Source organism: Curtobacterium sp. AC268 (genome assembly GCF_979258745.1).
On the sequence record NZ_OZ409878.1, the window covers coordinates 1,976,250 to 1,990,388 of the forward strand.

At 69.3% G+C, this 14,139-nt stretch carries 14 protein-coding genes; 4 read left to right on the forward strand and 10 right to left on the reverse strand.

The features are described 5' to 3' along the window. Nucleotides 1–40: 40 nt before the first annotated feature. The 6 genes from ACZZ9K_RS09280 to ACZZ9K_RS09305 form a co-directional block, all read right to left on the reverse strand. Nucleotides 41–1,159: a GuaB3 family IMP dehydrogenase-related protein gene (locus ACZZ9K_RS09280; protein ID WP_027466694.1), complete on the reverse strand. Its 1,119-nt coding sequence runs from the start codon at nt 1,157–1,159 to the stop codon at nt 41–43. Between the two features lie 176 nt (nt 1,160–1,335). Beyond that, nucleotides 1,336–1,527 (reverse strand): hypothetical protein, encoded by a 192-nt coding sequence (locus ACZZ9K_RS09285; RefSeq protein ID WP_027466695.1) that lies wholly within the window; start codon nt 1,525–1,527, stop codon nt 1,336–1,338. 145 nt (nt 1,528–1,672) lie between these two features. Next, nucleotides 1,673–2,479 (reverse strand): ABC transporter ATP-binding protein, encoded by an 807-nt coding sequence (locus ACZZ9K_RS09290; protein ID WP_027466696.1) that lies wholly within the window; start codon nt 2,477–2,479, stop codon nt 1,673–1,675. After that, complete coding sequence (locus tag ACZZ9K_RS09295; protein ID WP_027466697.1) at nt 2,476–3,366, reverse strand: ABC transporter ATP-binding protein; 891 nt, start codon at nt 3,364–3,366, stop codon at nt 2,476–2,478. Before ACZZ9K_RS09295 ends, ACZZ9K_RS09290 begins: the two co-directional genes overlap by 4 nt. After that, a complete protein-coding gene (locus ACZZ9K_RS09300; RefSeq protein WP_027466698.1) occupies nt 3,359–4,345 on the reverse strand; it encodes a branched-chain amino acid ABC transporter permease in 987 nt (328 codons plus the stop codon). The genes ACZZ9K_RS09295 and ACZZ9K_RS09300 overlap by 8 nt, the downstream gene beginning before the upstream one ends. A 12-nt stretch (nt 4,346–4,357) precedes the next feature. Then, nucleotides 4,358–5,668, reverse strand: a complete 1,311-nt coding sequence (locus tag ACZZ9K_RS09305; protein ID WP_138803386.1) for a branched-chain amino acid ABC transporter permease — start codon at nt 5,666–5,668, stop codon at nt 4,358–4,360. A 326-nt stretch (nt 5,669–5,994) separates the two neighbouring features. Here ACZZ9K_RS09305 and guaB point away from each other — a divergent pair, with 326 nt between their 5' ends. Together guaB and ACZZ9K_RS09315 are read left to right on the forward strand one after the other, a co-directional pair. After that, nucleotides 5,995–7,497, forward strand: a complete 1,503-nt coding sequence (gene guaB, locus ACZZ9K_RS09310) for an IMP dehydrogenase (RefSeq protein ID WP_463443908.1) — start codon at nt 5,995–5,997, stop codon at nt 7,495–7,497. A 75-nt stretch (nt 7,498–7,572) separates the two neighbouring features. Then, complete coding sequence (locus tag ACZZ9K_RS09315) at nt 7,573–7,974, forward strand: VOC family protein (RefSeq protein ID WP_463443909.1); 402 nt, start codon at nt 7,573–7,575, stop codon at nt 7,972–7,974. A gap of 44 nt (nt 7,975–8,018) precedes the next feature. On the opposite strand, the gene ACZZ9K_RS09320 is transcribed toward ACZZ9K_RS09315, so the two are convergent. After that, nucleotides 8,019–8,819, reverse strand: a complete 801-nt coding sequence (locus ACZZ9K_RS09320) for an SDR family oxidoreductase (RefSeq protein ID WP_138802038.1) — start codon at nt 8,817–8,819, stop codon at nt 8,019–8,021. 262 nt (nt 8,820–9,081) lie between these two features. On the opposite strand from ACZZ9K_RS09320, the gene ACZZ9K_RS09325 reads away from it, so the two are divergent. Next, nucleotides 9,082–10,410 carry an ABC transporter substrate-binding protein gene (locus ACZZ9K_RS09325; protein ID WP_071404636.1) on the forward strand — a complete coding sequence of 443 codons (1,329 nt, stop codon included), beginning with the start codon at nt 9,082–9,084 and terminating at the stop codon, nt 10,408–10,410. A gap of 102 nt (nt 10,411–10,512) precedes the next feature. Here ACZZ9K_RS09325 and rarD read toward each other — a convergent pair whose 3' ends face one another. Continuing rightward, entirely contained in the window at nt 10,513–11,475 is a 963-nt protein-coding gene (gene rarD, locus ACZZ9K_RS09330; protein WP_440226889.1) for an EamA family transporter RarD, read from the reverse strand. A gap of 165 nt (nt 11,476–11,640) precedes the next feature. Continuing rightward, on the reverse strand, nt 11,641–11,937 hold the full coding sequence (gene groES, locus ACZZ9K_RS09335; RefSeq protein ID WP_017885484.1) for a co-chaperone GroES: 297 nt from the start codon (nt 11,935–11,937) through the stop codon (nt 11,641–11,643). Nucleotides 11,938–12,097: 160 nt separating this feature from the next. Between groES and ACZZ9K_RS09340 the strand changes: the two genes are divergently transcribed. Beyond that, nucleotides 12,098–13,300, forward strand: coding sequence for a class I SAM-dependent methyltransferase (locus ACZZ9K_RS09340; RefSeq protein WP_071245445.1), 1,203 nt, complete (start codon nt 12,098–12,100; stop codon nt 13,298–13,300). Between the two features lie 42 nt (nt 13,301–13,342). On the opposite strand, the gene ACZZ9K_RS09345 is transcribed toward ACZZ9K_RS09340, so the two are convergent. Continuing rightward, the gene (locus ACZZ9K_RS09345) at nt 13,343–14,119 is read right to left on the reverse strand and encodes a DUF4190 domain-containing protein (protein ID WP_463443910.1); all 777 of its coding nucleotides are present in this window, start codon (nt 14,117–14,119) and stop codon (nt 13,343–13,345) included. Between the last annotated feature and the right edge of the window lie 20 nt (nt 14,120–14,139).

Here is a 14,139-nt window from a genome sequence, read left to right on the forward strand (position 1 = left end):
GCGCCGTGGCGTCACCCGGGGTCGTGCCCGGGTGCCACCGTCACTGGTGGTACGGCGCCACGACCACTTCTACTCGCTGGAACTCCTTGGCGTCGGAGTATCCGGTCGTGGCCATCGAGCGGCGCAGGGCACCGACGAGGTTCGCGCGGCCGTCGTGGGTCGGCGTCGGGCCGTTCAGGACGTTCTCGAGCGGGGCGATCGTGCCCACCTCCACCCGGCGGCCGCGGGGCAGCTCGGGGTGGTGCGCCTCGGCACCCCAGTGGTAGCCACCACCCGGAGCCTCGGTCGCACGGGCCAGTGCGGTGCCGAGCATGACGGCGTCGGCGCCCACGGCGATGGCCTTGACGATGTCGCCCGCGGTGTCGAGCCCGCCGTCGGCGATGACGTGCACGTAGCGGCCGCCCGACTCGTCGAGGTAGTCACGACGGGCACCGGCGACGTCCGCGACGGCGGTGGCCATCGGGGCGTGGATGCCGAGCGCGGCGCGGGTGGTCGACGCAGCGCCGCCACCGAAGCCGACGAGCACGCCGGCGGCACCGGTGCGCATGAGGTGCAGCGCCGACGTGTAGGTCGAGGCACCGCCCACGATCACCGGGACGTCGAGCTCGTAGATGAACTTCTTGAGGTTGAGGGGTTCCTCGGTCTGGGAGACGTGCTCGGCCGAGACCGTGGTGCCGCGGATGACGAACAGGTCGACACCGGCGTCGACGACCGTCTTCGAGAACTCCTGGGTGCGCTGCGGGCTGAGCGAACCGGCGACCGGCACCCCGGCTGCGCGGATCTCGGCCAGGCGTGCGGTGATCAGCTCGGCCTTGATCGGCTCGGAGTAGATCTCCTGCATGCGCTTCGTGACGTTGCCGTCGGTGAGCGACTTGATCTCGTCGTAGTACGGGGTCGGGTCCTCGTAGCGGGTCCACAGACCTTCGAGGTCGAGCACACCGAGGATGCCGAGCTTGCCCATCTGGATGACCGTCGCCGGCGAGGACACGGAGTCCATCGGCGCCGACAGGATCGGCGACGCGAACGTGAACGCGTCGATCGACCACTGCACGCTGACGTCGCGCGGGTCACGCGTCCGCCTGGAGGGGACCACTGCGATGTCGTCGAACGCGTACGCCCGACGTCCGCGCTTGCCTGCACCGATCTCGACTTCGCTCACTCGGACAGCCTACCGGGCGGGCTCTGCGGCGTGCACGGGCCGGACGGTGCGGGCGGAGCAACCTCGCACCGTGCGAGGCCTGCCGCCTACGGTGCAAGGTTCCGTGTCCGGTGCGATGTCTCGAGGGTCGCACGACGTGCGGAACCTCACACCACGCAGCCGTCAGCGCGGAGTCGTCAGCGCGGACGCCGCGGCGCCCGTCGGCGCTTCCGGAGCGCCCGCAGCACGAAGCCGAGCAGGAGCGCGAGCACCACGAGGACGACGAGCAGCACGGCCGCGACCTTGACGAGCAACGCCGCCCCGACGAAGAGCGCGATGAACACGAGCCAGACGAGAGCGTCGAGCACGAGGGGTCCAGAGGTGCGCACCCGCGGAACGATACCGACCCGCGCGGGGCGAGCAGCGCCTCCGGGCCGGGTACAGGAGCGGGGCCGTGCGGCGCGAAGCGACCACGCACGGCCCCACCCGTCACGGATACCACCCCCACAGCGGTACCCGTAGCCGACGACAGCGCTAGCGCTGTGCGTCGACGTCCTTGGCGAGCGTCCCCAGGTAGAGCTCGATGACCTTGGGGTCGTCAGCGAGTTCCTTCCCGGTGCCCGAGTACGCGTTCTTCCCCTGGTCGAGCACGTACCCACGATCGCAGATCTGCAGACAGCGTCGCGCGTTCTGCTCCACCATGATGATCGACACACCGGCCTTGTTGATCCGGCGGGTCCGCAGGAACGTCTCGTCCTGACGCACGGGGGACAGTCCGGCGCTCGGCTCGTCGAGCAGCAGCACCTTCGGGTCCATCATCAGCGCACGGGCCATCGCGACGGACTGCCGCTCACCACCCGAGAGCGATCCGGCCCGCTGGTTGCGCCGCTGCGCGAGGACCGGGAACAGGTCGTAGATGACCTCGAGCCGCTCGGCGAACTTCCGGGGCCGCAGGTACAGCCCCATCTGCAGGTTCTCCTCGATCGACAGCGAGGGGAACACGTTGTTCGTCTGCGGCACGAAGCCGACACCGGCCTGCACGAGCTTGTTCGCCTTGAGGTTCGTGATGTCGTCCCCCTGCAGGGTCACCGAACCCTCGCGGATGGACACGAGCCCGAACAGCGCCTTGAGGAGCGTCGACTTGCCCGCACCGTTCGGCCCGATGATGCCGATGAGCTCACCCGGGTAGCAGTCCAGGTCGCAGCCGTTCAGGATGTTCACGCCCGGCAGGTAGCCGGCGACGAGGTTCTTGGCGCTGAGCACCGGCTCGCGTTCCAGCGTGGCCGCCGGGGACGGACTGGAGGCACTGCTCGCGTTCGTGGGGTCCGTTGCGTCCGTCATCGGGTCGTCTCCTCTGCTGCGTCCTCTTCGGCGACTTCCTCCGCCAGTTCCTCGAAGGTCTCCTCGGTGAGGAGCGAGTCGTCACCCAGGTCGGTGTCGTGGTGCGCACCGAGGTAGGCGTCGATCACGGCCTGGTCGTCCATCACCGTGTCCGCCGGGCCCTCGGCGACGACCTTGCCCTCGGCCATCACGACCACCCAGTCCGAGATGTGCCGGACCATGTGCATGTCGTGCTCGACGAAGAGCACGGTCATGCCGTCGTCGCGCAGGGACTGGATGTGCCCGAGGAGCGACTGGGTGAGCGCGGGGTTCACGCCGGCCATCGGCTCGTCGAGCATGATCATCGTCGGGTCGGACATCAGCGCCCGGGCCATCTCGAGCAGCTTGCGCTGCCCGCCGGACAGCGAGCCGGCGTAGTCGTCCGCCTTCGTGTCGAGCTTGAACCGGGCGAGGAGGTCCTCGGCCTTGGCCGTGATCTCGCGCTCCCGCTTCGCCCACACCGGCTTGACCAGTGCGGCGAAGAAGTTCTCGCCGGGCTGGTCGCGGGCACCGAGCAGCATGTTCTGCATCACGGTGAGCCGGGACAGCGCCTTGGTCAGCTGGAAGGTGCGGACCATGCCCTTGTTCGCGATGTGCGTCGCGCTCGTCTTCTGCAGCGTGGCGCCGTTGAACTGCGTCTTCGCACCCGGGCTCGGCTTGTCGAACCCGGTGAGCAGGTTGAAGAACGTGGTCTTGCCGGCACCGTTCGGGCCGATCAGGGCCGTGATGGAGCCGCGCTGGACCTCGAGGTGGTCGACGTCCACGGCGGTCATGCCCCCGAAGCGGCGGGTGACGTCGTCGACGGTGAGGATCGGGTCGGCCTTGGGGTGGCCGTAGGTCTCAGACACTGAACGTCAGCTCCTTCTTGTTGCCGAGCAACCCCTGTGGACGGAACACGATGAGCAGCATGAGCGCGACGCCGACGAGCACGTACGAGAACTGCTCGGCCTGCTGCGCGTTCATGATCGAGTCGGGGATGAAGTCGCCGGCCAGCGTGCGGATGAAGAGCCGGACGACGAAGAAGAGCACGGCTCCGAGCACCGGTCCGAACACCGTCGCCGCACCACCGAGGATGAGCGCCGTCCAGATGAAGAACGTCATCGAGCGGCCCATGGCGTCCGGTTGCACCGAACTCGGCAGCACGTAGATGATGCCCGCGATCGCACCGAGCGCCCCACCGAACACGAGCGCCTGCATCTTGTACGAGTAGACGTTCTTGCCGAGCGAGCGGACGGCGTCCTCGTCCTCGCGGATGGCCTTCACCACGCGGCCCCACGGGCTGCGCATGAGCAGGAAGAGCACCAGGGTGAACAGGGCGACCATGGCCCACGCCGCGATGCGGATCCACCAGCCGTTGACGCCGTTGTTCGCGTACGTGAACCACAGGATCGTGGTGGTTCCGTCGGGCAGCGGGCTGAGGGCGGTGAACGGATCGCGGTAGCTCGACCCGGTGATGCCGTTCGAGCCGCCCGTGGTCGAGGTGAGCAGGCTCGAGCGACCAACCATGCGGATGATCTCGGCGCCGGAGATCGTGACGATCGCCAGGTAGTCGCCGCGCAACCGCAGGGTGGGGATGCCGAGGATGATCGCGAACACGATCGCGACGAGCAGGGCGATGAGGACCGCCATCACGAACGGCAGTCCGTTCGTGATCGAGATCGCGAAGCCGTAGGCGCCGAGCAGCAGGAACGCCGCCTGGCCCATGTTCACGAGGCCGGTGAGCCCGAAGTGCACGTTCAGGCCGATCGCGGCCAGGGCGAACGCGGCCGTCGTCGGGGCGAGTGCCTCCTGGGTGAGCGAGGACAGCAGGTTGAGGATGTAGTCCATGCGCGTGCTCCCCTAGCCGATCCGCTCGGCGCGGCCGAAGATGCCCTGCGGCCGGAACAGCAGGATGAGGATGAGGATGACGAGGGCGGTGGCGTACTTGAAGTCACCGGGGAGCACCAGGTTCGTGAGCTCCACGACGACGCCGATGATCATCGACCCGACCAGGGCGCCGTACGCGGTGCCGAGGCCGCCAAGCGTCACCGAGGCGAACATGAGCAGGAGCAGCTGGAGCCCGGTCTGCCAGTTCACGCCGTTCAGGACGAGTCCGAGCATCACGCCGGAGAGCCCCGCGAGGCCTGCGGCGAGCGTCCACACGAAGCGGATCACCCGGTCGACGTCGATGCCGGAGGCCGCGGCGAGCGCCGGGTTGTCCGACACGGCGCGGGTCGCCCGGCCGAAGCGCGTCTTCGCCAGGAAGAGCCCGGTCGCCACCAGGACCACGAGGGCGATCCCCATGGCGACGTAGGACTGCACCGTGAGGGTGACGCCGGCGAACCGCACGGTCTCCGGGTTGCCCTGCTGGATGCGGACCGTCGAGGCTCCGAAGAAGTACTGGAACGCGTACTGGGCCGCGATCGAGAGACCGATCGTCACGATCATGAGCTGCGTCAGGCTGATGCGCCGTCGACGGAGTGGCCGCCAGATCGCGGCGTCCTGCAGGTACCCGGTCGCCGCGCACAACAGCGTGACGACGATGCCGGTGACCCAGATGTTCCAGCCGAGCTGGTTGGCGAACACGTACGCCAGCAGACCGCCGAGGGTGACCTGCTCACCGTGCGAGAAGCTCGACAGCCCCGTCGTGCCGTAGATGAGCGAGAGCCCGATGGACGCCAGGGCGATGAGCAGCCCGAGCCGGAGCCCGGAGGCGAACTGCTGCCAGGCCCGCTGGATGCTCACACCCGACGAGTCCGCCGAGGTCGTGGCGCCCTTCTGGTCGGACAGCTGGAAGATCTGGCCGACGTTGGCGTTCAGGGTGGCCTGCACCTTGCGCTCGGCGTCGGCGGCGTTCGTCAGGTACTGGCCCTTCGGCAGGGTGCCCTGGTCGACGCTCACCGTGTACTCGCCGGCCGTGTCGACGCTGACCGACCAGCGGCCGTCGCCGTTGGTCGTGGCCGTCTGGTCGAAGCCGCTCGGGCCGGTCACGTCGACGTCGACGCCCTCGGCCGGTTCACGCTCGGAGTCGGTGATCGTGCCCTGGATGCACCCGTTGTCGGGGCTGACGGTGCACGCCTGGCTGGTGGCCGGTGCCGAGGTGGCACTGAAGGCCGGCAGGGTGACCGCCCAGTCGATCAGGAAGGTCGCCAGGAACGCGGCGACGAGCACGGCCGCAAGGACCGGTCGTCGTCGTGCGTGGCGGAGGCGGAACAGGCGCGGCTGCGCCCGTCCCGGAGGAGTGATGGATCCCACGGAAGAGCCTCTCGTTCGGATGACGAGGAACCTATGGGGATTTTGTGACACCCGTGTTTCCAACACGTTCCCTGTGTGATTCGTACCCGAACTGTGACGTTGTGGAGGAATGCTCCGAGGCGGGCGCGATCCGTGCCTCCAGGCGGAATGCGGCGACAGCCGCTCGCGTTACCATGTCCTATCCGGAACCCGTCGTCGTGTTCCCGGTGTCTCGACACTTCACTCGCCCACGAAGGGGACCCATGGACCAGCCGGATCCGTTCGGATTCATCGGACTCACGTACGACGACGTCATGCTGCTGCCCGGGCACACCGACGTCATCCCGAGCGAGGCGTCCACGGCGTCCCGGCTCACCAAGCGGATCTCCGTCAACGTCCCGCTGCTCTCCGCCGCGATGGACACCGTCACCGAAGCCCGCATGGCCATCGCCATGGCGCGCCAGGGTGGCATCGGGATCCTGCACCGCAACCTGTCCATCGAGGACCAGGCTGCCTACGTCGACAAGGTCAAGCGCTCCGAGTCGGGCATGATCACCAACCCGGTGACCACCACCCCGGACGCCACCGTGGCCGAGGTCGACGCGCTCTGCGGCCAGTTCCGTGTCTCCGGCCTGCCGGTCGTCGAGCAGGACGGCACCCTCGTCGGCATCATCACGAACCGCGACATGCGCTTCGTGGCCACGTTCGAGCAGGCCACCACGTACGTGCGCGACGTCATGACGAAGGCCCCGCTGATCACCGCGATGGAGGGCATCGACCCCGAAGAGGCGATCGCCATCTTCGCGCAGCACAAGATCGAGAAGCTGCCGCTGGTCGACGCCGAGGGCAAGCTCCGCGGCCTCATCACCGTCAAGGACTTCGACAAGAGCGAGCAGTACCCGGACGCCACGAAGGACGACGAGGGCCGGCTCCGCGTCGGTGCCGCGATCGGCTTCTTCGGCGACGCGTGGCAGCGTGCCGAGGCCCTGCGTGACGCCGGCGTCGACGTGCTCGTCGTCGACACCGCCAACGGCGAGAGCGAAGGCGTGCTCGACATGGTCCTCCGCCTCAAGGCCGACCCGACGTTCGACGCGATCGACGTCATCGGCGGCAACGTCGCCACCCGCGCGGGCGCCCAGGCGCTCATCGACGCCGGTGTGGACGCCGTCAAGGTCGGTGTCGGCCCGGGCTCCATCTGCACCACGCGCGTCGTCGCCGGTGTGGGCGTGCCGCAGGTGACCGCCGTGTACGAGGCCTCCCTCGCCGCACGTGAAGCCGGTGTGCCGATCATCGCCGACGGTGGCCTGCAGTACTCCGGCGACATCGCGAAGGCCCTGGTGGCCGGTGCCGACACCGTCATGCTCGGCTCGCTGCTGGCCGGCACCGACGAGTCCCCTGGCGACCTGGTGTTCGTGAACGGCAAGCAGTTCAAGGCCTACCGCGGCATGGGGTCCCTCGGGGCTCTGCAGACCCGTGGCAAGAAGACCTCGTACTCGAAGGACCGCTACTTCCAGGCGGACGTGCCGAACGACGACAAGCTCATCCCCGAGGGCATCGAGGGCCAGGTGCCCTACCGCGGCTCGGTCGGCAACGTCGTCTACCAGCTCACCGGCGGGCTGCGCCAGTCGATGTTCTACGTCGGCGGTCGCACGATCCCCGAGCTGAAGGCCCGTGGCAAGTTCGTCCGCATCACCGCGGCGGGGCTCAAGGAGTCCCACCCCCACGATGTCCAGATGGTCGTCGAGGCGCCGAACTACCGCAGCTAGACAGCGTTCGACAGCACGCCTCCGTTCCCCTGTGGAGTGGGGGCGTGCTGCGTTGCCCGGCGGTAGTGTCGCCGCATGGTCAGCGCCGTCTCACACACCACGATCGACTCCCGCGACGCCTACGCCCAGTCGGAGTGGTGGAAGCAGGTGCTCGGGTACGTCGACCTGCCCGACGACCTGAACGCTCCCGGACACGAGGAGTGCGAGATCACGGCACCCGACCGGTCGCACACCGTGCTCTTCATCCAGGTGCCCGAGGCGAAGACCGTGAAGAACCGGATCCACTTCGACCTGCGCCCCACCGACCGCACCCGCGACGAAGAGGTCGAGCGGCTCCGCGGCATCGGTGCCGTGGAGCTCGCCGACCTGCGCCACCCGGACGGCGGATGGGTGGTCTTCGCCGACCCGGAGGGCAACGAGTTCTGCGTCCTGCGGTCCCAGGCCGAACTCGACGAGGAAGCCGGCCAGCCGAGCTGACCAGCCCGGCGACCGGCCTGCTGACCGGACCGCCGGCCGAGTTCCTACGCCGAACGCCAGTCGTTCGACGTGATGTGCGAGCCGCCGTGCGGGCCCATCTGCAGCATCCCGCCGTCCACCGGCAGGGACACCCCGGTGATGTAGGACGACGCACGCGAGGCCAGGAACGCCACGGCTGCCGCGATCTCCCACGCGTTGCCCGGACGGCCGAGCGGCACACCGGGGCGGTCGATGGTGTGCGGGTCCTCGTCCTCGGCGCCGGTCATCCGGGTGGCGATCTCGCCGGGGGCGACGGCGTTCACGGTGATGCCGTGCTCGGCGAGCTCGATCGCCATGGTCTTCAGCAGGCCGCCGAGCCCGTGCTTCGCGGCGTCGTAGGCGCTCGAGCCGGAGCGGGGCTGATGTTCGTGCACGCTCGTGATGCCGATGATCCGGCCGCCGGTGCCGGCCTGCACCATGTGCTTCGCGGCGGCCTGCATCGTGACGAAGGCGCCGTCGAGGTCGGTCGACACAGTGTGGCGCCACTGGTCGAGGGTCATCTCGAGGAACGGGGCGTTGTCGCCGGTGCCGGCGTCGGCCACGAAGACGTCGACGCCGCCCAGCTGCGAGACGAGGCGGTCGACGACGGCGGCCGCCCCGGCGAGGTCGGAGACGTCGATCTGCTCGACGAAGGCCTGACGACCGGTCTTCCGGACCTCCTCCGCGGTCTCCTCGGCACGGTCGGGCTCGGACAGGTAAGTGATGCCGACGTCCATGCCGGCTTCGGCGAGTGCGACGGCGGTCGCACGGCCGATCCCGGATTCGGAGCCGGTGACGATGGCTTTGGTGGGCTGGAAGTCGCTCATGCGGCGGAACGTACGCCGGGCCTCCCGGGCGCCCTGCCGGACCATCCGCCTGGCGCAGGTCGGGTTGCCACGCCGCCACCGTCGCTCCTGCGCCGATCCCTGTCCCTGCGCACAGGAACGTCACGGCTCGGTAACGAAACACCTTTGCGTACCGCCCCGTCACACGGGCGAAACACATGGACCCTACGTTTCTCGACATCCAGTGGAGGCGTCGCATTCACCCGAAGCGGCACAGCCTCCGCGCAGAGAAAGGGCTCCACGGATGATCAGAACCACCCGTGCCACCGCGGCACTGGCGTTGGCGGGCGCAGCAGCCGTCCTCCTCGCCGCGTGTTCCACCACCGGCAGTGCTTCCCCCTCGAGCTCGGCGTCGAGCGATGCGAAGAAGGATCCCGCCGCCAGCTGCAAGGCCCCGGACACCCCCGGTACGGACGCGCTGAAGATCGGCACGATCCTGCCCCTGACCGGTTCGCTGGCCTACCTCAACCCGCCGGCGGAGTCCGGTGTCGGCCTGGCCGTCAAGGACATCAACGCCGCGGGCGGCGTCCTCGACAAGGACGTCACGATCGACCCGGCGACCGACTCCGGTGACAGCAACGACATGACCGTGTCGAGCTCCGCCGCGACGAAGCTCGTCAACGCGAAGGTGCCGGTCGCGATCGGCGCCGAGTCCTCGTCGGTCACGCTGAACGTCATCGACCAGCTGACGAGCAACTGCATCGTCGAGATCTCGCCCGCGAACACCGCGACCGACCTCTCCGGCTACTCGTCGTACTACTACCGGACCGCACCGCCGGACTCGGTGCAGGGTTCCGCGCTCGGCCAGCTCGTGACCGGTGACGGCAACGCGAAGGTCGCCTTCCTGGTCTTCAACGACACGTACGGCACCGGTCTCCGCAACTCGGTGCAGGCTGCGGTCGAGGCGTCGGGTGGCCAGGTCGTCTACGGCGGCAAGGGTGAGGGCCAGGAGTTCCCGCCCGGCCAGACCACGTTCTCGTCCGAGGTGACCGCGGCCCTGGCCGCGAAGCCCGACGCGATCGTCGTCCTCGCCTTCGACGAGACGAAGTCGATCATCCCGGAGCTCGTCTCGCAGGGCAACGAAGCGAAGATCTACATGTCCGACGGCAACACGGCGGACTACTCGAAGGACTTCGACAAGGGCACCCTGACCGGCGCCCAGGGCACCATCCCCGGTGCCTCGCCGAAGGACGACTTCAAGAAGCAGCTCGCTGCGTTCTACAAGGACTCGTCGGGCAAGACGCTCGCCGACTACTCGTACGCGGCGGAGTCCTACGACGCCACCGTCCTCGCCGCCCTCGCCGCGGTGAAGGGCAAGGGCACCGACTCCGGCACCATCCAGGCCAACATGGCTGCGGTGTCGGGTGCTGACGGCGGCACCGAGTGCGCGACGTTCAAGGAGTGCAAGACGCTCCTGGACGACGGCAAGGACATCCACTACACCGGCCCGTCCGGCATCGGTCCGTTCGACGAGAACAACGACCCGTCGGCCGCCTACATCGGCATCTACAAGTTCGACGGCGACAACAAGCCCGTTTACCAGAGCGCCATCCAGGGTGCGGTGAAGAAGTAGGGCTCAGCCCAGCGCCGCTCACGAAAGCGACAGTCCCCCACGGAACTTCCGTGGGGGACTGTCGCTTTCGCGTCGGCGGCCTGGAGGCCCGTGGTGCGTCCGTCAGACCGGCTCGACCTGGGTGGATGCGAGCGCCCGGCGACGGGACGCCCGCGCGGCGGCGAACGAGTCCGCCGTCAGCACCACGAGCGCGAGCCACACGATGCCGAAGCCGAACCAGCGCCCGGCGGACATCTCCTCGTGCTGCACCAGCACCCCGACGAGCAGCTGCATCACGGGCGCCAGGTACTGGGTCAGCCCGAGCGTCGACAGGCTCACCCGCCGTGCCGACGACGCGAAGAGCAGCAGCGGCACCGCCGTCGCCGGCCCGGTCAGCACGGTGATGACCGCGTGCCCCCAGCCCTCGCTCGTGAACGTCACGCCGCCACCGAGCCCGGTCACACCGAGCACCACCAGCGCCACGACCGCGATCGGCAGCAGCCACACGGTCTCGATCGTCAGGCCGCTCAGGGCGTCCACGGTGCCGCCGACCCGCTTCTTCACCAGGCCGTACAGTCCGAACGAGAACGCCAGGGCCAGCGAGATCCACGGCATCTGCCCGTAGCCGATCGCGATGACGACGACCGCCACGACGCTCAGCCCGACGGCTGCCCACTGCGCCGGACGCAGGCGTTCGCGCAGGACCACGACGCCGAGCGCGATCGTGACGAGCGGGTTGATGAAGTAGCCGAGCGCCGCCTCGACGGTGTGACCGGTGGTCGTCGCGAGGACGTAGACGGTCCAGTTGACCAGGATCAGGACGGCGGCGAGCCCCATCACGAGCATCACACGGCGCTGGGCCATCAGGGTGCGGGTGCGGAGCCACGACCGGGTCACCGCGATCGCCACCGCGCAGAACACCAGGCCGAAGACGATCCGCCACGACACGATCTCGAACGCCGCCGCGGGGGCCATGGCGGCGAAGAGCAGGGGCATCAGCCCCCAGAGCCCGTAGGCCACGATGGCCTGCACCACGCCGACGGATGCCTCGCTGCGGACGGGTCGCGCCGGACTCGGTTCACTCACGGAACCATCCTAGGAACGACCGCCGACCCGTGGGACCCGCACCGGGCCTCCAGGCGGGCTGATGGCGGGCTGGTCAGGACCGGAGCACCGGGGCGACCGCCCCCGGACGCACGGACGCCCCGTCGGCCCGAAGGCCGGACGGGGCGTCCGTGGTGAGAACTCGACTCAGTGAACGATGACCGCGAGGACGTCGCGGGCCGACAGGACCAGCAGGTCCTCGCCCGAGTACTTGACCTCGGTTCCGCCGTACTTGGAGTAGATGACCTTGTCACCCACGGCGACGTCGAGCGGGACGCGGTTGCCGTTGTCGTCGATGCGACCCGGACCCACGGCGACGACCTCGCCCTCCTGGGGCTTCTCCTTCGCGGTGTCGGGGATGACCAGACCGGAAGCGGTGGTCTGCTCCGCCTCGACCTGGCGGATGACGATGCGATCCTCGAGCGGCTTGATGCTGACGGCCACGGTGACCTCTTCTTTCTCGGTACGGACTCGGTACAGATGAAAACCGGGTTGGCACTTCGCACAGGAGAGTGCCAACGCCAACTCTAGGGGGCCTCTGGCACTCGGTCAATCCGAGTGCCAGCACATCCGGAGAACACGCAGCACCTGCGAGGATCGACGCATGGACGCCGCCGAGCTCACCGCACTGCTGACCCCCGACGGGATGGCCCTGCTCGACCGTACCCCGGGCGTCTCCGACGGTGGCGAGATCGTCCGCGTGGTGTCCCGGCTGCGCGCCGAGGGCCACGATCCCCGACTGGTCGCCGCGGTGCTGACCCAGGCGAAGCTGCGGCTGAAGGCCCGCGGCAAGTTCGGCGACTTCGCCTCCCGCATGCTCTTCACCGAGGCCGGGCTCGAGCAGGCCACCCGGCTGCAGGTCGCGGCCCAGCACGCAGGACGCTTCGCCGCGGCCGGGCTGACCCGTGTCGCCGACCTCGGCTGCGGCATCGGCGGGGACGCGATGGCGATGGCGGCGCTCGACCTCGACGTCACCGCCGTCGATCGCGACGAGGTGACCGCGGCCGTCGCAACCCACAACCTGGCGGTGTGGCCGAACGCCCGGGTGGAGCTCGGTGATGCCGCGTCCTTCGACCTGTCCTCGGTGGACGGCGTGTGGATGGACCCCGCACGACGCACCTCCGGCCACTCGGACACCCGCCGGCTCGCCGACCCCGACGACTGGTCGCCCTCGCTCGACACCGTGTTCGCCGCGGCGACGACGACGCCGACCGGCGTGAAGCTCGGACCGGGCATCGACCGCGACCTGATCCCGGACACCGCCGAGGCGCAGTGGACCTCCGTCGACCGCGAGGTCGTGGAGCTCGCCCTGTGGTTCGGCCCCCTCGCCCGACCCGGGATCCGCCGCGCCGCCACCGTCATCGGCGCACACGGCATCGCCGAGATGACCGGAGCGGCCGACGCCGACGACGCCGAGGTCGGACCGCTCGGCGCCTACCTGTACGAGCCCGACGGCGCCGTGATCCGCGCACGGCTGATCGGCGACCTCGCACGGGGCCTCGACGGGCACATGCTGTCCGACGGCATCGCCTACGTCACGTCCGACCGCGCCGCCTCGACCCCCTTCGCGCAGGGCTTCCGGGTGCTCGACACGATGCCGCTCGACGTCAAGCGACTGGCCGCGCGGCTCGCCGCCGACGGCATCGGCACCGTCGAGATCAAGAAGCGCGGCGTCGACGTCGACCCGGCGCAGTTCCGCAAACGGCTGCGGTTGCGCGGATCGGGTCGCGTCACGCTCGTGCTCACCCGCCTGGAGGGACGCCACACGGCGATCCTGTGCGAGCGGCTCACCGACACGGTCGGCTGACGGCCGGGGGCCGCTCGAGGCGCCCGTTTCCCCCGGGCTGCGTCAGCTGACGAAGGCGCCGGAGTTCGAGCTGTAGTCGGAGTAGTCCGAGTAGTCCGACGCGTTCGCGATCGAGATCCACACCAGGGCGACGATCAGGATGAACAGTCCGGTCAGGATCCAGCCACCGATGATGCCGGCGAGCGCGAGGCCGCGGCCACCCTCGCCGGTCTGCTTGATCTTGCCGAGGGCGATGTGGCCCATAATCGCGCCGGCCGGGCTCGTCAGGATGATGATCGGCCAGATGATGATGCCGCCGAACGCGAAGACGATCGACAGGATCGAAAGGACGTTCGTCTTCGGGCGCTGCGCGTAGGGCTGGTACGTGTACGGGTTCGACGCGTAGGGCTGCTGCTGCTGCGCGTACGGGTTCTGCTGCTGGCCGTACGGGTTCTGCGGGGCACCGTAGGTGTTCTGCTGCGGCGGGGCCGCGTACGGGTCCTGCTGCTGCGCGTAAGGGTTCGACTGGGGCTGCGGGGCCGAGTACGGGTTCTGCTGCTGGCCGTACGGGTTCTGGGGCTGCTGCGGCTGGCCGTACGGGTTCTGCTGCTGCGGGGCCGAGTGCGGGTCCTGCTGCTGGCCGTACGGGTTCTGCTGCTGCGGTGCCGCGTACGGGTCCTGCTGCCGGCCGTACGGGTTCTGGGGCGCTTCCGGGGCCGACGGCGCCTGCGGTGCGTCAGGGGCCTGCGGGGCGTCCGGGGCCTGCGAGCCGTCGGGCTGCCCGTTCGCTCGGCCGTTCGGCGTCTCGCCCGGCTTCGGCCACTCGTTCTGATCGGACACCGTCCACCCCTCTCGGGCGT